Annotated in this window: 13 protein-coding genes; 8 read left to right on the plus strand and 5 right to left on the minus strand. The window is 74.3% G+C overall.

Going from position 1 to position 18,064, the window contains the following annotated elements:
- Window positions 1–2,190 (minus strand): serine/threonine-protein kinase (locus tag FMEAI12_RS06015; RefSeq protein WP_146776644.1); only part of this gene is annotated, 2,190 nt, incomplete at its 3' end.
- A 381-nt stretch (window positions 2,191–2,571) separates the two neighbouring features.
- Window positions 2,572–3,384, minus strand: a complete 813-nt coding sequence (locus tag FMEAI12_RS06020) for an IclR family transcriptional regulator (protein WP_112105283.1) — start codon at window positions 3,382–3,384, stop codon at window positions 2,572–2,574.
- A gap of 166 nt (window positions 3,385–3,550) precedes the next feature.
- On the opposite strand from FMEAI12_RS06020, the gene leuC reads away from it, so the two are divergent.
- The 3 genes from leuC (at window position 3,551) to FMEAI12_RS06035 (ending at window position 6,456) form a co-directional block, all read left to right on the plus strand.
- Window positions 3,551–4,948 carry a 3-isopropylmalate dehydratase large subunit gene (gene leuC / locus FMEAI12_RS06025; RefSeq protein ID WP_112105284.1) on the plus strand — a complete coding sequence of 466 codons (1,398 nt, stop codon included), beginning with the start codon at window positions 3,551–3,553 and terminating at the stop codon, window positions 4,946–4,948.
- A 99-nt stretch (window positions 4,949–5,047) separates the two neighbouring features.
- Window positions 5,048–5,635 (plus strand): 3-isopropylmalate dehydratase small subunit, encoded by a 588-nt coding sequence (leuD, locus tag FMEAI12_RS06030; RefSeq protein WP_020458749.1) that lies wholly within the window; start codon window positions 5,048–5,050, stop codon window positions 5,633–5,635.
- A 536-nt stretch (window positions 5,636–6,171) separates the two neighbouring features.
- Entirely contained in the window at window positions 6,172–6,456 is a 285-nt protein-coding gene (locus FMEAI12_RS06035) for an HU family DNA-binding protein (RefSeq protein WP_006541029.1), read from the plus strand.
- A 118-nt stretch (window positions 6,457–6,574) separates the two neighbouring features.
- Here FMEAI12_RS06035 and FMEAI12_RS06040 read toward each other — a convergent pair whose 3' ends face one another.
- Window positions 6,575–8,791, minus strand: a complete 2,217-nt coding sequence (locus FMEAI12_RS06040) for an RNA degradosome polyphosphate kinase (protein ID WP_112105285.1) — start codon at window positions 8,789–8,791, stop codon at window positions 6,575–6,577.
- A 192-nt stretch (window positions 8,792–8,983) separates the two neighbouring features.
- Between FMEAI12_RS06040 and FMEAI12_RS06045 the strand changes: the two genes are divergently transcribed.
- Both FMEAI12_RS06045 and FMEAI12_RS06050 read left to right on the plus strand, forming a co-directional pair.
- Window positions 8,984–9,970 carry a transglutaminase family protein gene (locus FMEAI12_RS06045; protein ID WP_112105308.1) on the plus strand — a complete coding sequence of 329 codons (987 nt, stop codon included), beginning with the start codon at window positions 8,984–8,986 and terminating at the stop codon, window positions 9,968–9,970.
- A 552-nt stretch (window positions 9,971–10,522) separates the two neighbouring features.
- Entirely contained in the window at window positions 10,523–13,096 is a 2,574-nt protein-coding gene (locus tag FMEAI12_RS06050) for a bifunctional diguanylate cyclase/phosphodiesterase (RefSeq protein ID WP_235013753.1), read from the plus strand.
- On the opposite strand, the gene FMEAI12_RS06055 is transcribed toward FMEAI12_RS06050, so the two are convergent.
- Both FMEAI12_RS06055 and cofC read right to left on the minus strand, forming a co-directional pair.
- A complete protein-coding gene (locus tag FMEAI12_RS06055) occupies window positions 13,054–13,827 on the minus strand; it encodes a cyclase family protein (RefSeq protein WP_368672057.1) in 774 nt (257 codons plus the stop codon). The two genes, FMEAI12_RS06050 and FMEAI12_RS06055, sit on opposite strands and share 43 nt — an antisense overlap.
- Before the next feature lie 59 nt (window positions 13,828–13,886).
- The gene (gene cofC, locus FMEAI12_RS06060; RefSeq protein WP_112105288.1) at window positions 13,887–14,666 is read right to left on the minus strand and encodes a 2-phospho-L-lactate guanylyltransferase; all 780 of its coding nucleotides are present in this window, start codon (window positions 14,664–14,666) and stop codon (window positions 13,887–13,889) included.
- A 160-nt stretch (window positions 14,667–14,826) separates the two neighbouring features.
- On the opposite strand from cofC, the gene FMEAI12_RS06065 reads away from it, so the two are divergent.
- The 3 genes from FMEAI12_RS06065 to FMEAI12_RS06075 all read left to right on the plus strand — a co-directional run bounded on the left by FMEAI12_RS06065 (window position 14,827) and on the right by FMEAI12_RS06075 (window position 17,892).
- On the plus strand, window positions 14,827–15,690 hold the full coding sequence (locus tag FMEAI12_RS06065) for a 1-acyl-sn-glycerol-3-phosphate acyltransferase (RefSeq protein ID WP_071060635.1): 864 nt from the start codon (window positions 14,827–14,829) through the stop codon (window positions 15,688–15,690).
- On the plus strand, window positions 15,687–16,691 hold the full coding sequence (locus FMEAI12_RS06070) for an NAD(P)H-dependent glycerol-3-phosphate dehydrogenase (protein WP_112105289.1): 1,005 nt from the start codon (window positions 15,687–15,689) through the stop codon (window positions 16,689–16,691). Before FMEAI12_RS06065 ends, FMEAI12_RS06070 begins: the two co-directional genes overlap by 4 nt.
- 157 nt (window positions 16,692–16,848) lie before the next feature.
- The gene (locus FMEAI12_RS06075) at window positions 16,849–17,892 is read left to right on the plus strand and encodes a hypothetical protein (RefSeq protein WP_235013754.1); all 1,044 of its coding nucleotides are present in this window, start codon (window positions 16,849–16,851) and stop codon (window positions 17,890–17,892) included.
- Window positions 17,893–18,064 lie beyond the last annotated feature (172 nt).

Consider the following 18,064-nt stretch of genomic DNA (forward strand, 5'->3'; position numbering starts at 1 on the left):
GGGGGGCGGCTTCGCGCAGGTGGGCTCGAGCCAGACGCTGTCGCCCTTGCGCATCATGGTCCCGGCGGCGGGGTTCGTTCCCGCCGCGGTGGTGCCGGGACCGTTCTGGCAGCCGCCGTTGCCGTCCAGGACACCCAGGCCGGCGCCGATCAGCATGTTGCGGGCGGCGGCGAGCGTCTCCCCCGCGACGGCGGGGACCTCGACGCAGTTCGTTGCCTGGACCGTGAGCGTTACCTTCGTGGTGACCGGGACGACGCTGCCCGCGTTCGGGCCCTGGTCGAGCACGACGCCGCCGTTCTTGCCCTTCTGGCAGACCTCGGTCGCCGTGACGTTCGTGAAGCCCTTGCCCGTCAAGGTGTTGGTGGCCGCCGTCTGGCTCTGGCCCACCACGTTGGGGACCGTCGCTTCCTTGGCCGTCGGTGTCGGCGTCGGTGCGGCGCTGGCGTCCGGCGGGGCCGTGGTCTGACCCGGCTGGGTGGGGGTGGCCGGCCCGGGCGTGGCGCTCTGGCCAGGCTTCGGGGAGGTACTTGGATGCGGCGTCGTTCCTGCTATGGAGCTTGTGGGGACAGTGCCCGGGTCCATCCCCGGGGGCATCGGGGCGCCGCCGGGCAGCGTCGCGGTGATCGACGGGTCGGCGACGACCTGCGAGCCGCCGTCCGCGGTGAGCGCGCTCTCGCTGTCACCGGCCGCGGCCAGGGCCCAACCACCGGCGCCGGCGACCAGCGCGACGACCAGGCCGGCTCCGGCCGCGATGCGGCTGCGGCGGCGGCGGTCGCCGGCAGAACGCCCGCCTGGTCCGCCCGGTCCGCCCGACGAGCCCGAGCTGCCCGGGGCCGGCTGCTTGTTCGCCGGGATCGCGGAGATCACCGTGTTGCGGTCGGACGCGGAGCCCGTGGAGCGGGCCGGGACGCGGACCGCCGGCCGGCCACCGGTGTCGTCGTCGCTCCAGTCGGCGCGGACGGGTGGCATCCCGGCGATCTGGGTGTGCTCGGCGTCGTTCCAGTCCGGCCGGACGGGTGGCATCCCGGCGATCTGGGTGTGCTCGGCGTCGTTCCAGTCGCCGGTCGGGCCACCCGCACCCGCGACGCTGGTCGCCGCGACCGCGGCGCCGGCGCCGGCGAGGCGGCGCCCCGCCGCGGCCGGCTGGCGGCCGCGCTCGTCCTCCGCCCAGTCGGCGGCCGAGCCGATCCGGGTCTGCGCCGCGTCGAAGGCCGCTTCCCGTTTCCCGGGCGCGTCGCGGCGAGGTTCGGGGACGGCGCCGCGCCCACGCTGACCTGCGGACCGGTCGTCGAACTCGCGGTCCCGGTTGTCGGGACGGCGGTTGTCGAGGTCCAGCTGGTCGTCGGAGTCGAAGTCCGGGTCGTCGCGGTCGCGGTCGTTCTCGAGCGCCTCGATCAGGTCCTCCGCGGCGTCCGCGGCGGAGGCGGGCCGCTGGCGCGGCGACTTCGCGAGCATCGACGACAGGACGTCCCACAGAGCCGGCGGGACGCCCTGGATGGGCAGTGGCTGGTCCTCGCGGTGCGCCCGCACCATGTCGGCCGGGTGCGCCTCGTCGAAAGGCGGGCTGCCGGCGATGAGCTCGTAGAGCACGATCCCGGCGGCGTAGATGTCGACGGCCGGCGTCGGAGGGGCGTCGGTCGTCAGCTCCGGCGCCATGTAGAGCGGGGTGCCGATCGGGCCGGTCAGCGAGGCGCGGGTGGGGGTGTGCACCATCCGCGCCACGCCGAAGTCGGTCAGCCGGACGTAGGGGCGGCGCGGGTCCGAGGTGTCGATGAGGACGTTCTCGGGCTTGACGTCGCGGTGGATGATCCCGGCCGCGTGCACGCTGTCCAGCGCCCAGAGGAGCCCGACGACGAGGTTGACCGCCTCGGTCACCGGTCGTGGCCCGCTCTGGTCGAGGTGTGCCCGGAGGTCGATGCCCTCGACGAGGTCCATCACGATCGCCAGGGGCGTGTCGGGCTCTCTGATCAGGTCACGAACCCGCACCAGGTCAGGGCTGTCGAGCTCGACGAGCAGGTCCCACTCGCGCAGGAACCGGTCGACGATCTCGGGGTCATGAGCGAGCTCCGGCCGAAGTACCTTGATGGCGACGGGCTCTCCGTCGGGGACATGGGCCCCGCGCCAGACCTGGCCGGCCGTTCCCTGCCCGAGCAATTCGTGCAGGACGTACCGTGCACCCAGTTTGCGCACTGCGCCTTTCCCCCTTTGTGTGCCGTCCGGGAGCGGACGGCGCGAGCCTGTGACGCTGCCGCGGCGGGGGCTGCGGAAGCCTGAGGACTCCGGTGAACCCTCTCGCCTACCAGTGGCGAGAGCCCGTTGACGTAAAGTCCGACCGGGCCACCGGATCGACGCACAGCGACGGACGCCCCCTGTCCGGTCGGCATCCCACGGGCTGGCGGGCTGACCGGACTGCGCCATCACTGCTTGTGTGCAGAAACTGCTCAGTACGTCGATCCTGCTCTGTTGACAACACCAGAGGCTACGATGCCGGGCTCTCTCCGGGTGCGTCGGGGTGCCGGCGGGGCCGGCTGGTGCGGGAGCATTGTGTTTCCGGACATCGAATATCGGCTTTCACGGTGGAGCGGCGGTGGTTTTCGCTGTGCCCGGTGGGGTTCTTGGCGCATTCGTCGTGATCTGAGACACGATTCCCGTTTCGGGTGTGGGGATTCGGTCGGCACCCGTCGGAGCCTGGGGGCTGGACAGCTCCCGGGCCGCGGCGACCACCGCGGTACCGTGCCGCCGTCCCGGCGACCGGGTCAGCCGTTCGACCGGGCCGGACAGCGACAGCGCGGCGACCACGCCGGACGTGCCGTACACCGGGGCCGACACCGAGGCCAGGCCCGGCTCGCGCTCGCCGAGGCTCTCCGCCCAGCCACGCCGGCGCACCTTCGGCAGGACGTCCGCCGCGAACGCCGCGCGCGCCAGCAGTTCGGGCTCGGCCGCGTCGTCGAAGGCGAGCAGGACCTGCGCGCCGGAGCCCGCGGTCATCGGCAGGGCCGCGCCGACGGGCACGGTGTCGCGCAGCCCGGTGGACCGCTCGGAGGCGGCGACGCAGACCCGGACCGGCCCGCGCCGGACGTAGAGCTGGGTGCTCTCGCCGGTGGCCTCGCACAGGGCGGTGAGCACCCGGCCGGCCGCGTCGATCATCTCCCAGGGCAGGGGGGTCGGGCCGCCGGCGGCCAGTCGTGGGCCGGGCACGAACCGGCCGTCGGAGTCGCGGGTGAGCAGGCGGTGGGTCTCCAGGGCCAGGGCGAGCCGGTGGGCCGTCGCTCTGGTCAGGCCGGTGCGAACGACCAGGTCGGCGAGCCCGGCCGGCCCGTGCTCAACGGCGCTCAGGACCAGGGCGGCCTTGTCCAGCACGCCGACGCCGCTACTATGTTCCATAGTCTGATATTGCCATCTCATTCTCTGAGATGCACGACCGCGAGACGGTGACCGCGAGACGCATGCCCCGTGGGAGGCACGGCACGGCCATGGGGCGCGCGGTCCCGTCATGACAGCGAAGTCCGAGCAGCGTGGGCCCGCCCACGCGAGAGAGGGAGTGGGGCCAATGGGTCGCACACTCGCGGAGAAGGTCTGGGACGCACACGTCGTCCGCCGCGCGGACGGAGAGCCCGACCTGCTCTACATCGATCTGCACCTCGTCCACGAGGTCACCTCGCCGCAGGCGTTCGAGGCGCTGCGGCTGGCCGGGCGACCGGTCCGCCGTCCCGACCTGACGCTGGCGACCGAGGACCACAACGTCCCGACGACCGACACGCTGCTGCCGATCGCCGACCCGGTCTCGCGGGCGCAGGTCGACGCGCTGCGCAAGAACTGCGCCGAGTTCGGGGTCCGCCTGTTCCCGATGAACGACCCGGGCCAGGGCATCGTCCACGTGGTCGGCCCGCAGCTCGGCCTGTCCGAGCCGGGCATGACGATCGTCTGCGGCGACAGCCACACCTCGACGCACGGCGCCTTCGGGGCGCTCGCCTTCGGGATCGGCACCAGCCAGGTCGAGCACGTGCTGGCCACCCAGACGCTGCCGCAGCGCCGTCCGAAGACGATGGCGGTCACCGTCCAGGGTGAGCTGCCCGCCGGGGTCACCGCGAAGGATCTGATCCTCGCCGTGATCGCCCGGATCGGCACGGGTGGCGGCGCCGGCTACGTCATCGAGTACCGCGGCGAAGCCGTCCGCGGGCTGTCGATGGAGGGCCGGATGACGGTCTGCAACATGTCGATCGAGGCGGGCGCGCGCGCCGGGATGATCGCCCCGGACGAGACCACGTTCGAGTACCTCAAGGGACGTCCGAACGCCCCGACCGGGGCCGACTGGGACGCCGCGGTCGAGTACTGGCGCACCCTGGCCACCGACCCCGACGCCACGTTCGACCACGAGGTCGTCATCGACGGGCCCAGCCTGAGCCCGTACGTCACCTGGGGGACCAACCCGGGCCAGGCTGCGCCGTTGAGCTCGCCCGTGCCCGACCCGGCCGCCTACGCCGACCCGGCCGCGCGCGGCTCGGTGGAACGCGCCCTGGCCTACATGGATCTCGTGCCGGGCACCCCGCTGTCCGACGTCGCCGTCGACACCGTCTTCATCGGATCCTGCACCAACGGCCGGATCTCCGACCTGCGTGCCGCCGCCGACGTGCTGCGCGGGCGCCAGGTGGCGGACGGCCTTCGGGTCCTGGTCGTCCCCGGCTCGATGGCGGTCAAGGCCGAGGCGGAGGCGGAGGGCCTCGACGAGGTGTTCCGCGCCGCGGGCGCCGACTGGCGCAGCGCCGGCTGCTCGATGTGCCTGGGCATGAACCCGGACACCCTGCGGCCGGGGGAGCGCAGCGCGTCGACGTCCAACCGCAACTTCGAGGGCCGGCAGGGCCCCGGCGGGCGGACCCACCTCGTCTCGCCGGCGGTCGCCGCCGCCACCGCGGTGACCGGCCGCCTCACGGCGCCCGCCGACCTGTAGGGCGCCCCGGCCCGGTCGAACTCCGGGCTCCCGGACCCCGGGCCACCGGACTCCCAGACTTCCGAAACTTCCGAACGGACTCGAAGGGAACGTGCCGTCATGGAGGCGTTCACCATCCACACCGGTCGGGCGGTGCCGCTGCGGCGCAGCGACGTCGACACCGACCAGATCATCCCGAGCGAATGGCTCAAGCGCATCGAGCGGACGGGCTTCGGCGCCGGGCTGTTCTCCGAATGGCGGGCGGACCCGTCGTTCGTGCTGAACGACCCCGCCCACGCCGGTGCGTCGATCCTGCTCGCCGGCCCGGACTTCGGCACCGGCTCGTCGCGTGAGCACGCGGTCTGGGCGCTGCAGGACTACGGCTTCCGCGCGGTGCTCTCGCCCCGCTTCGCCGACATCTTCCGCGGCAACGCGCTGGGCAACGGCCTGCTCCCGGTGGTGCTGCCGGCCGACACGGTCGAGGCGCTGACCGCGGCGGTGGAGGCCGACCCGACCACGGAGATCACCGTCGACCTGGTGGCCCGGGAGGTCCGCGGCGCCGGTCAGGTCGCCGGCTTCGAGCTCGACGACTTCACCCGCTGGCGGCTGATGGAGGGCCTGGACGACGTCGGCCTGACGCTGCGCCACGAGCAGGACATCACCGTGTTCGAGGCCAGCCGGCCCGGGTGGCTCCCGACCACGGCCTGAGCCTCCCGCGTCACCTGAGGATTTTCCCCGGGCCGAGCTGGGACGTCCCCGCTCGGCCCGGGGATTTCCGGCCCACTGACGGGCTCCCGGGCCGCCCTCGCGGATGTTGCGTTGATCACGTTCCAACCCCTTGCGGCGCCCCAGGTGGTGGGTGGTCCGCGCGCCGCCGGCCGGCCTGCCGCCCGGTGTTCGTCGCAACGCTGAGGGTGATCTCACATCCGCATGGGGTAGTTCCATGGTGTGTTGCTGTGAGGACCTTCTCTGGCTGGCGTCTGCCGGCTACCAATTCGTGACTTTCGGCTTGAATTCGCCCCCGTCAAAAGTTACTGAAGGTGACCAAGCTGCAGGATGTGGCGGGCTCGTAGGACAGCGCGCAACCTGTAGCCACCCGACGCGAACCCGCTGACGTGCGGGTTTGTGTGACGCGACACGCTCATGGGAATTGCCCTCGACAGTGGAGATGCCTACGGTGCAGCGCAGTGTGATGCCCGATCTGCTCCCCACCCCGCACCGTGCGGGGGCGTCCGGAGGTTGTTGTGAACAAGTCCCAGTTGGTTGACCGCATCGCCCAGCAGATCGAGGGTGGGCGGTCGAACGCCACCAAGGCGGTCGACGCGGTGTTCGACGCGATCCAGGAGGCCGTGGCCGGCGGCGAGAAGGTCACGATCACCGGGTTCGGTGTGTTCGAGCGGGTGGAGCGCGCCGCGCGCACGGGCCGCAACCCCGCGACCGGCGAGCCCGTCCACGTCGCCGCGTCCGTGGTGCCGAAGTTCCGTCCCGGCTCGGAGTTCAAGGCCAGCGTCTCGGCCAGCAGCGACTGAGCGGCTGACGGCCGTGCCCTCACGCGGCCGCGCTCCGGAGCGAGCGTGGACACCCACGACGCTCCGGAGCGCGGCCGCGGCGGACGCAGAGCCCGCCGCCGCCCGTCTGCCCTGCTAGCTAGCGGCGCCCGCGCTCGTACGCCTGCGCCATCAGGTCGGCCTGGTAGTCCGAGAGACGCTCGTCGTCCGCCGAGGTCGTCTGGCGCTCCCAGCGGCCGTCCGCGGCCAGGGTCCAGGCCTCCACCTGGTCGGAGAAGGCGTGGTCGAGCATCCCCCGCACCGTGGCCTGCCGCTCGGTGTGCGGGACCCGCACCAGCGCCTCGATCCGGCGGTCCAGGTTGCGGTGCATCATGTCGGCGCTGCCGATCCAGAACTCGCCGACCGAGGCGAACTCCAGCACCCGGCTGTGCTCCAGGAACCGCCCGAGGATCGACCGGACGTGCACCGTCTCGGACAGCCCCGGCACCCCCGGCCGCAGCGCGCAGATGCCGCGCACCAGGCAGTGCACCGGCACCCCGTCGCGGGACGCCCGGTAGAGCGCGTCGATGATCTTCTCGTCCACCAGGCTGTTGACCTTGACCCGGATGCCGCACTCGCGGCCCTCCCGGGCGGCCGCGGCCTCGGCCTCGATCCGCTGGATGATGCCGTCCCGCATGTGCTGCGGGGCGACCAGCAGCGAGCGGTACTCGGTCTGCCGGCTGTAGCCGGTCAGCACGTTGAACAGGTCGGTCAGGTCGGCGCCGACGTCCGGGTCGGCGGTGAGCAGGCCCAGGTCCTCGTAGAGGCGCGCGGTCTTGGGGTTGTAGTTGCCGGTGCCGACGTGGCAGTAGCGGCGTAGCCCGCCGCGCTCCTGGCGCACCACCAGACAGATCTTGCAGTGCGTCTTGAGTCCGATCAGCCCGTAGACGACGTGGCAGCCCGCCCGCTCCAGCTCGCGCGCCCAGCGGATGTTCGCGCTCTCGTCGAACCTGGCCTTGATCTCCACCAGGACGACGACCTGCTTGCCGGCCTCGGCGGCCGCGACGAGCGCGTCGACGATCGGTGAGTCGCCGGAGGTCCGGTAGAGCGTCTGCTTGATCGCCAGGACGTTCGGGTCGGCCGCGGCCTGCTCGATGAACCGCTGCACCGAGGTCGTGAACGAGTCGTACGGGTGGTGGACGAGGACGTCCACCTCGCGCAGCACGCTGAAGAAGTCCGGCGGCTCGCCCTCGTCGGTGAGCAGCCGCGGATGCGTGATCGGCACCCGCGGCGGGTCCTTCAGCTCCGGCCGGTCGAGGTCGTAGAGGGCCCAGAGCACCGACATGTCGAGCGGGCCACGGACCCGGTGGACCTCGCGGTCGCTGATCTCCAGCTCGCGCATCAGCAGGCTGAGCAGGTCGTCGTCGATGTCGTCGTCGACCTCGAGGCGGACCGCCGGGCCGAACCGGCGCCGGGCCAGCTCGCGCTCCAGTGCCTGGAGCAGGTCCTCCGCCTCGTCCTCCTCGACCTCCAGGTCGGCGTTGCGGGTGACCCGGAACAGGTGCGAGTCGGCGACCTCCATCCCGGGGAAGAGCTGCCCGAGATGGGCGGCGATGACCTCCTCGAGCGGGACGAAGCACGCGGTGGTGTCGTCCTGGGCGCGCCGGGGGGCGGCCTCCGTGCCGGCCCGGTCCCCGGCCGGCTCGTCGACGTCCACCCGGATCAGCCGCGGGACGTTCTGCGGCACCTTGACCCGCGCGAAGCGCTGCGCGTCGCCGCCAGGCTCGCGCACCGCCACGGCCAGGTTCAGCGACAGGCCGCTGATGTAGGGGAACGGGTGCGCCGGGTCGACCGCCAGCGGGGTGAGCACCGGGAAGATCTGCTCGTGGAAGTAGTCCCGCAGCCGCTCCCGCTGCGGGTCGCCGAGCTCCTGCCACAGCTTGACCGTGATCCCCGCGTGCGCGAGGGAGGGCGCCACCTCGTCGGTGAAGCAGCGCGAGTGGCGGGCGGTGAGCTCGGCGGTGGTGCGGCTGATCAGGTCGAGCTGCTCGCGGGCGGTCAGCCCGTCGGCCGAGCGGACGGCCAGCCTCGTGGCGTGCCGGCGCATCAGGCCGGCCACCCGGACCATGTAGAACTCGTCGAGATTGCTCGCGAAGATGGCCAGGAACTTCGCCCGTTCCAGCAATGGGGTCGAGACGTCCTCGGCGAGTGCGAGGACACGGCTGTTGAAATCAAGCCAGGACTTCTCGCGGTTGATGTAGCGGTCCGGCGGGAGGTCCGAAGGGGTCGGCGTGCGGGGCGCCTCCAGGGGCTCCAGCAGCGCGCTTCGGGCCTTCCGCTGCGGCTGATCCGGGCGGGTCGCCACCAGCTCGCTCATGCTTGTCCATGCTGCCAGGCTTGAGTGAACGCGGCAGCCTCGAAGTATGACGATGTGAGGTAATCATGAGGATTGGTTGTGCCGTCCGGGCTGCTGAGATGTCCTGTGCCGCTGCCGTTCGGTGACAGTCGTGCCGCGATGTGGCATTTGTTAACGGACGGGAAACAGGCCAGAGTGACGATCGGTGGCGTGGTGGAGACTCCTGGGGCACCCGGTGGCCGGCTCACGCCCGCCGGGCCGGCGTCTGCCGTGCCCGACATCGCGGGCGCGCAGCGGGTCACCTACCGGGTGAGCCAGCGGTTCCGGTACACCTACGACGGCAGCGCGACGAACCTCGACCACCGGCTTGTCGCGGTGCCCCCGGCGCGGCACGGCGGCCAGTTCCGCCGGTCCGTCGACCTGCGGGTCTCCGCCCCGGAGGCGCGCACGACCTGGCAGCGCGGGCCGGACGGCCTTCAGATCGCCAACATCCGGATCGACGTCGTGCCGCCGACGCTGGACTTCGATGTCACCGTCGTCGTCGAGCGGATCGCCCGGGCCGGGTGGCCGACGCTGCCGGCGTCCGCGCTGAGCAGCCGGCGCCTGCTGACCGCCACCGCTCTCACCGCCCCCACCCCGGCGATGATCGACGCGGCGCGCTCGATGGCCGGGCCCGACCCGGTCGCCACGGCCCGCCGGGTGTGCGGATGGGTCCACGAGCGCATCGCCTACGTCTCGGGCAGCACCGACGTCGGGACGACCGCCGCCCAGGCGCTCGCCGGCGGGCGCGGCGTCTGCCAGGACCAGGCCCACGTGATGATCGCGATGTGCCGCGCGGCCGGTATCCCCGCCCGGTACGCACAGGGGCACATGCTGGGTGAGGGCGCCTCGCATGCCTGGGTGGAGGTGCTGGTGCCCGCGGCCCTCGCTCCGCCCGTCGGCGGGGCCTCGCCCGTCGGCGGGGCTGACGCGCTCGCCGGGGCGGGGGCGGTCGATCCGGGGCCGGCCGAGGCGTTCACCCCCGGCGGTGTCGGCGCGGCCGCGGTGGCCTTCGACCCCTGCCACGACCGGCTCGCCGACCTGCGGTACGTCACGGTGGCGGTCGGTCGCGACTACCAGGACGTCGCACCGACCTCGGGTCGCTACGTCGGCGCGGGCCGCGGCGTCCTGGTCGCCACCGCGCGGGTCGACGTCGTCTAGAGGGCCGAGCTACTTCCGACTCAGGACCAGCCCGCCCCGCCACCGCCACACCGACCGGCCGACCGGCACTACCACTGTCGCCGGCCCGGTCGGCGCCGGCGCGACTGCCGGCGCCGGCGCCGATGCCGGTGTCGCGGCGAACCGGCGCTCGTCCGGTTTGGCCGTCCGCGACGTCTCGTCTGACGCCATAGGGTGCCCGACGCGCCGCGCGCACCACAGGTGGACACTCTTTGTGTTTGCCTGATCACAAGATACGGTGACCCGAGGGGCTCTCCGACGAGCTGGTCTCTCGGCGTCGATTGATCGAACACGCACGAGCTGTCCTGGTTCGCGGGAGTTCCCGACGAGCGTGCCGCGGCCTGCGCCGCGGTCAGTGACCCCTCGCGAGTGATCAGGCCCAGCGGGTCCTGATCACCCGCGACGCACCGTCATCCGCGAAAGCCGTCATAACCCTCGGTCGCCGCCGGCTGACCCCACGGACGTCGGTGCGCAGAGAACCGGCCCAGGTGCCGGTGGGGCGGACCACCGGACCACAGGGGGAGGAGGGTGGGCGTGCCTCTACTGCTCGACGGCGTCGGGATCGCGGCGGGTCTCACCGCGGCCGCCGGCTGCGTGTGGACAGGCCGCCGGCTCGGGCGGGCCCACGGCAGATGGCTGATCTGGGTCGCCGCGGCGCTGGTGGCGTGGACGGCCAGCCAGTCGGCGTGGGTCGCCGACGGGCGTGACGGCCAGCGGCCCCGCCGGCCGTCCCTGGCGGACGTCGGCTACCTGGCGATGCCCGTCCTGGCACTCGCGGCGCTCGCCGCGACCCCGACCGCGCGGGCGCGCCGGCCGGTGAACCAGCCGGATCTGCCGCCCCTGCCGGCGGGTGTGCCGATCGCGGGCGGGCCGGGGACCTCAGGTGGCTTCGGCGGTTCCGGTGGCTTCGGTGGTTCCGACCGGGTCCGCCGGTCGCGGGCGGAGCGCACCGGTGACGGCGTCGCGGGCCTGGTGGACCGGCTGCTGCTTGCCTGCTCGGTGATTCTCGTCGGCTGGGGGCTCGGGGTGCGCCCCGCGCTCGCCGCCGCCGGCACGGACGGGTGGAGCCGTGCCGTGGCGGCCGTCTATCCCGCCGGGGCGGTGCTGCTCGTCGTCGCCGCGCTGCACGCCACGGCGTTCCGGCGGCCTCCGGACCGGGTCCGGATCCTCGCGGCCGCCGTGGGCCTGTTCCTGATCGTCGCCTCGACCTCATGGCTTCGCGGGCCGACCGACGCCGCCGCCTTCCCGGCGGTGGTCGGGGTCGTGCCGATCGCCGGCTGCGCGTTCGTTCTGCTGGCCGTGCTGCGCGCGGCCGGCGGCGCCCGGATCGGGACGGCGGGCTTCGTACTCCCGGCGGCCGCGCACGCCGCGGGTCCAGAGCACGCCGCGGGGCATGCGCACGCCATGGACTTCGGTCACGCCGCGCGGTTCGGCCATGCCGTCGGGTACGGACACGCCGTGTCGACACGCGCCGGCACCGGCGGCGGTCGCGGAGCCGGCGGCGCCGACGCGGGCGACGGGTCCGAGCGCTGGGGCTTTCTCCTGGTGCCCACGCTGGTCGCCGGCTGCGCGACGGCGACGGTGCTGGCCGGCCTCGCCGGCGGCCACCGCCTCGACGGCGTCGAGATCGGGCTGGCCGCGGTGGTAGTCGCCGGGATGGTGGCCGACCGCCTGGTGGCGGCCCGCGCGGGCCGGCGGCTCGCCCAGCGGGTCCACGCCGCCGAACGGGAGATCCACCACCGGGTCTTCCACGACCCGCTCACCGAGCTGGCGAACCGCGCGCTGTTCCAGCACCGGCTGCGCGGCGCCCTGACCGACCGCTGGCGCTCCGGCGACGACCGGTCCGGTGGCGGCATCGCCATCCTGTACTGCGATCTTGACGACTTCAGCGCCCTCAACGACAGCCTCGGCCCGGCGGCCGGTGACCATCTGCTGCGCACCGTCGCGCAGCGGCTGCGGCACTGCGTGCGCACCACCGACCTGGTCGCCCGGGTCGGCGCGGACGAGTTCGCGGTACTGCTGGCCGGCGGCGACGAGTCGCCCGAGGTGGTCGGGGAGCGGGTGCTGGCCGCGCTGCGCCACCCGATGGCGGTCGGCGGGCGGCCGCGCTCGATCCGCGCCAGTGTCGGGCTCGCCGTCGCCCGCCGCACCCACGAGACCGGGGAGTCGCTGCTTCGGCACGCCGAGACGGCCGTCCACGTGGCCAAGTGCTCGGGCAAGAACCGGCTGGTGACCTACCGGCCGGGGATGGCCTCGCCGGAGGCTGGCGCGCACCTGGCCGACGCGCTGGCCACGGCGCTGCGCCGCGGCGGGCGCTCGGCGGGCTTCGACGTCCACTACCAGCCGATCGTGCGGCTGCGGGACGGGCACCCGGTGGCGCTCGAGGCCCTCGCCCGCTGGACCGACCCCGGGCGCGGGCCCGTCCCGCCCGGCACGTTCGTCGCCGCCGCCGAGAACGGGGGGATGGTCGGCCTGCTCGACGACCTGGTGCTCACCCGGGCGTGCACCGAGGTCGCGCTGGCCTACCCGGCCGGCTCGCGGCTGCGGCTGCACGTGAACGTCTCGGCGAGCCGGATCACCGACACCAGGCTGCGCGACAGCGTCGCCCGGGTGCTCGCCGCAAGCCGGCTCGACCCCCGCCGGCTCGTCGTGGAGGTCACCGAGACCAGCCGGATCGCGGACCTCTCCGCCGCGGCCGACGTGCTCTCGGGCGTGCGGGACCTGGGGGTGGCGATCGCGCTGGACGACGTCGGCGCGGGCAACACGAGCCTGGCCGTCCTGCACCGGCTGCCGGTGGACGTCGTCAAGCTGGACCGCACGCTCATCGAGTCCCCGATGGACGGCAGCCGGGTCTCGAACCTGCGTCGCTCGATGATCGACGTCGCCCACGCGCTCGGGGCGGTCGTGGTCGCCGAGGGCATCGAGCGGGAGTCGCAGCTGGTGGAGCTGGACCGTCTCGGCTGCGAGCTCGGCCAGGGTTTTCTCTTCGCGCGGCCCGGGCCGCTGTCGGGTCTGCCGCCCATCGGCGGCGGTCCCGGCGGCGGTCCCGGTGACGGCGAGGACGGCTATGGCTCCGGCGGGGGGGAAGGTGGGTCCCAGAAGTGGTGAGGCCCGGTCCAGCGGCGCCTCGTGCCCTGGCGGTGGGGCGGGATGAGCCCGAACACGGTGGCGGCCGAGCCGGAGCCGGCGCGGTTGACGGCGCCACCCGCCAGCACCCAGGCCCCGATGGGCGGGAGCGCCTCGAGGTGCGCCAGGTTCTCCAGGGAGACGCGGTGCTCGCGGTAGAGCGCCCTGGAGACCGCGTACGTGTCGTCCGAGCCCGGGTCGGGGCCGAAGGTGTCCGACCCCAGGGCACCCCGCCGCCCGAGCCGGCCGGTCTCGATCAGCCAGCGCACGGCGGCCAGCCCGAAGCCGGGCTGATGGATGCCTCCGTGCCCGTCCAGGTTCGGGTAGGCGGGCGTGCCCCAGCGGCGGTCCCATCCCGTCCACGCGATCACGGCGGCACCGGCGGGGATGCGCCCGTGCCGGCGCTCGAACGCCGCCAGGTCCGCCAGGCTCACCTGGTAGTCGGGATTCTCGGCCGCCGCGGCGCGGACGTCGATCCGCACCGCGGGCAGGAACAGGTCCGCCGGGTGCAGCTCGTCGGCGAGCGCCCCCGCGGGGTCGAAGTGGCCGGGCGCGCCCCAGTGGGTGCCGGTGTGCTCGCCGCGGCGCACCAGCTGGAGGTAGTAGCCGTCCCGCTCGATGGTCGCCGCGGTGGTCAGGGTGAACTCGGGATCGCCGGGGAACACCGGCGTCGTCGCCGGGTCGTGCACGTGCGCCAGGCTGACGACGGTCACCGCGCCGAGGCCGTCCCCCGCACCCCCCGCGCGGGCGGTGCGGGCCCAACGGGGCCGGTTCACGCAGCGGTGCGCGGGGACGGGTCGGCCGCGAGCGCTCGGGCGGTGGCCGGGCCCAGCCCGAGGGCGCGGGCCGTGTTGAGATCGGCGACGGTGTCGACGTCCCGGCGCAGTCCGGGAACCGTGTCGGCGAGCAGGGCGGTGAGGTCGACGGCCCCCGAATCGAGGTGCGCCTCGAAGCTGCCGGGGCCGAACGAGGGACACAGCGAGGCACCGGGAGCGGCGCTGAGTAGCACCGTGCCGGTGCCGACCGCGTCCGCGAGCACGCCCCTACCGGACGGCGGCGCGGCCGCCAGCGCCCGTCGCAGCTCGGTCGGGCGCAGCGCGGGGAGGTCGGCGGAGACCGCGGCGACGGCGCATCCCGGGTGTATCCGGCGGGCGAGCACGGCGCCGTGCGCGAGCGCCGGGTTGAGCCCCCGGTTCGGCTCGTCCGCGGCCACCAGCAGCCGGCCCGTCCGCGTGAGGCCGTACATGCCGCCCACACCGGTCGTGCCGCCCACGCCACCCGCGCTGCCGCTCCCTGTGCTGTCAGTGCCGGCCGGGATCTCGGACCGGTCCCGCGCGAGCTCGGTGAGGGCGCGCCGCGCGCGGGGGTCGTCTGTGACGACGACGAGGCCCACGACGCCCTCGCCGGCGTCGAGCACCGCCCTCGCGGTGTCCAGAGCCATGGCCAGCGCGAGCGCGCCGCGGTCCGGCCGGTCGAGCCGGGACTTCGCGGCGGTCAGCGGCTTCAGCGGGACCAGGACGACCCAGGGCGGGGCGGTCTCGGTGGTCAGCACAGCGCCGACGATAGGACATCCGACCCGCCGCGGGCGGTCCCCGCGGCGTCCGGCATCCGCCCGCGAGGCGCCGGGCGACGGGCCCGCCGGCGGTGCCCGGGTCCTCCCGTCATGGCACGAACTCGACAGTCTTCCCGGCGCTGAGCAAGACTGCCCACTCATGGGACGACCATGGCGGGGCGGGTTCTGGATCGCGCTCGCCGCGGCCGTCATCCGTCCGCTGTCCTGCCTGCTGACCCGCCGGCGCTGGTCGGGGCAGGGGAACATCCCCGCGTCGGGGGGCGTCATCCTGGTCGCCAACCATCTCTCGACGGTGGACCCGCCCCTGCTCGCGCACTATGTGTACGCCGCCGGGCGCAGTCCCCGGTTCATGGCGAAGAGCGACCTGTGGGAGGTTCCGATCCTGCGGCGTGTGCTGGCGGGCGCCGGGCAGATCCCGGTCTACCGCCGGGATCCCAGCGCGGGCGGCGCGCTGCGTGACGCGGTCGCGGCGCTGCGCGCGGGGCGCGCGCTGGTCATCTACCCGGAGGGCGGCATCACCACCGATCCCGACTACTGGCCGATGCGCGCCCGCACGGGCGTGGCCCGGCTCGCTCTCGCGACGGGCGCGCCGGTGATCCCGGTGGCCCAGTGGGGCGCGCAGCGCATCTGGGGGCGCGACCGGCGGCCGCACCTGTTCGCCCGCCCGGAGATCCGCGTCCACGCGGGCCGTCCCGTCGACCTGAGCCGTTTCGCCGCCCGGTCCGGTGCGCCGACCGACCCGTCCGGTGTGGCTGACCCGTCCGGTGCGTGGCTGCTGCGTGCGGTGACCGACGTGGTGATGGCCGATCTCACCGCGGTGGTGGAGCTGGTCCGGGGCGAGCCGGCGCCGCCGCCGGCCGGTTCCGCGGTGCCGGCTGATCCTGTGCCGCCGGCCGGTTCCGCGGAACCGGGTCCGGAGATTCCCTGTCAGCCGGAGGCGGCGGCGTCGCCCGGGGCCCGCCCGCCCGACCCGGACGCGCCGCGGGCCGGGAGCGCGCGGTGAGGCGCGCGGCGGTCCTCACCGCCGGCTCCTGGGGGACGGTCTTCGCCAAGGTGCTGGCCGACGCGGGCGCGCGCGTCACGCTGTTCGCCCGAGACCGGGCGATCGCGGACGCGATCAACGGCCGGCACGTCAACCCTCGCTACCTGGCGGACGTCCGCCTGCCGGACCTGGTCCGCGCCACCTCGAGCCCGGAGCGGGCACTGTGCGAGGCCGACCTGGTGGTGCTCGCCGTCCCGTCGCAGGCGCTGCGCTCCTGCCTCGTCGAGTGGGCGCCACTGGTGGGGCCCGGCGCCGTCTACGTGAGCCTGATGAAGGGCATGGAGGCCGGGAGCAGCCGGCGGATGAGCGAGGTGATCGCGCAGGCAGCCGGGGTCGGCCCGGAGCGCATCGCGGTGGTGAGTGGCCCGAACCTGGCCCGCGAGATCGCCGTCGAGCACCCCGCGGCCACCGTGGTGGCCAGTGCGTCCGCGGCCACGGCGCACGCCGTCCAGGCCGCCTGCTGGACGCCGTACCTACGGCCCTACACGAACGCGGACGTCCTGGGCTGCGAGCTCGGCGGGGCGGTGAAGAACGTGATCGCGCTCGCCGCCGGGATGCTGGAGGGCATGGGCTTCGGCACCAACAGCCTGGCCTCGCTGATCACCCGCGGGCTCGCCGAGACCGCGCGGCTCGGCACGGCGCTCGGCGCGGACCCGATGACGTTCGCCGGGCTGGCCGGTCTCGGGGATCTGGTGGCCACCTGCGGATCACCGCTGTCGAGGAACCGGAGCTTCGGCGAGAAGCTCGGCCGCGGCATGACCCTCGACCAGGTGCTCGCCGAGCAGCGCCAGGTGGCCGAGGGGGTGCGCTCCTGCCGGCCGCTGCTGGCGCTGGCCGACGGGCTCGGGGTCTCCATGCCGATCACCCGCCAGGTCGAGCGGGTGCTGTACGAGGGGCTGCCGCCGCTGGAGGCGGTCAAGGACCTGATGAGCCGCGAGCCCGGCCCCGAGTACCACCTTTGACGCGGCGCGGAGCGCGGCGGCGGTGCCGGGAATCCGATGGACGGCAAGTCACGGGTCTGTCACGATGCGGCGCATTATGGGATTCTTCGAGGATGTCCCGCAGCCCGTGCCGGCGGCGCCCCTGCCGGTCTCACTGACGGCCTCACTGACGGGGCCCGTGCGCGCTCCCTGGCTGGCGCCGCCGGACCACCAGCTCGGCGGGGTCGTCGCGGCGCCACCCTCGCTCGGGGTCACCGGGGACACCGCCGTCTCGATCGGTGGTGTCGTCGCCTACCCGAGCGGGGTGGAGATCACTCTGGAGGTCCGCCTGCGGCCGGGGACGGCGGCCGGCGCCGATCCGCGGCTGTCCGTGGCCTGGGCACGGGAGGCGCAGCGGATGGTCCGGTTCGGCGTCGTGCTCCCCGGCGGGGCCCGGGTGATCGCGGCCGATCCCGGCGTGCCCCTCGCCGCCCGGCTCGACGCCACCGCGGACACCTCGGGCACGCAGGACGACCCGTTGCTGACCGTCGTGGACTCCTGGGGCCCGGTGGAGGACTGGGCTGGCCCCGGCTTCGTCCAGCCGCCGCAGCCGGCCTACGGGTACGGGTACGGGCCCGGCCTCGCGTATCGCACGTTCACGGCCGGGTTCGCCGGTGGGCGGGCGCCGGACGTCCACCGGCTGCGGTACTGGCTGTGGCCGCTGCCGCCGGCCGGGCCGCTCACGCTGGTCGTCGACTTCCCCGCCCGCGGGCTGGCCGAGTCGCGCGTCACCGTGGACGGCTCCGCGTTGCGCGCGGCTGCCGAGCGGGCCGTGACGCTGTGGCCCGCGGGGGACGGGCTCGACGAGCCCGGCACGCCGCCGGTGGACGTCCCGACCGAGGCCGCGCGGGTGCGGGCGGCCTTCCGGCGCGCCTTCACCGGCGGGCAGGGTGAGGACCACGCCCTGAGCGCCGTCGAGGGCGGGCCGGGGCTGCGGGACGTCCTGGAACGGGTGCGGGAGCGGTTCCCGAGGCAGACCACGGGCGCGCGGGTACTGGTCGGCGAGCCCGTCTTCGTCGATCCCGGGCACGCGCGGGTGCTGTTCGAGGTCGTGGTGCCGGGAGCCTCGCTGGGCGGGGTCTCCGTCGGCGCCGCGGTGCTCGTCGCCGGGGACTGGAAGGTGACGACGCAGACCTACACCGGGGTGCTCGCCCGGTCCGGGATCGGGGTGTTCGCCGGCTGACTCGACCAGGCCGGCCGGCCTGGTCGAGTCAGCCGGCCTGTCGGGTTGTCCTCCGCTCCGGTGGTCAGATGTTCACCGTGCGGATGCGACTCCCGCCAGTCGGGGCGGTGTGGCCCGCCCGTAGGATCACGGCTCGTGGTTGGGCTGCTGGGGCTCACGTCCCTGGTTCGAG

Origin of the sequence: Parafrankia sp. Ea1.12 (genome assembly GCF_900465275.1) — a bacterium.
Lineage (GTDB): Bacteria > Actinomycetota > Actinomycetes > Frankiales > Frankiaceae > Parafrankia > Parafrankia soli.

Excerpts from the sequence above, each read along its gene's own strand:
- leuD (WP_020458749.1), top strand. The coding sequence starts at position 5,048 with ATGGAGGCGTTCACCATCCACACCGGTCGGGCGGTGCCGCTGCGGCGC.
- FMEAI12_RS06020 (WP_112105283.1), bottom strand. The coding sequence starts at position 3,384 with ATGGAACATAGTAGCGGCGTCGGCGTGCTGGACAAGGCCGCCCTGGTC.
- leuC (WP_112105284.1), top strand. The coding sequence starts at position 3,551 with ATGGGTCGCACACTCGCGGAGAAGGTCTGGGACGCACACGTCGTCCGC.
- FMEAI12_RS06065 (WP_071060635.1), top strand. The coding sequence starts at position 14,827 with ATGGGACGACCATGGCGGGGCGGGTTCTGGATCGCGCTCGCCGCGGCC.
- FMEAI12_RS06040 (WP_112105285.1), bottom strand. The coding sequence starts at position 8,791 with ATGAGCGAGCTGGTGGCGACCCGCCCGGATCAGCCGCAGCGGAAGGCC.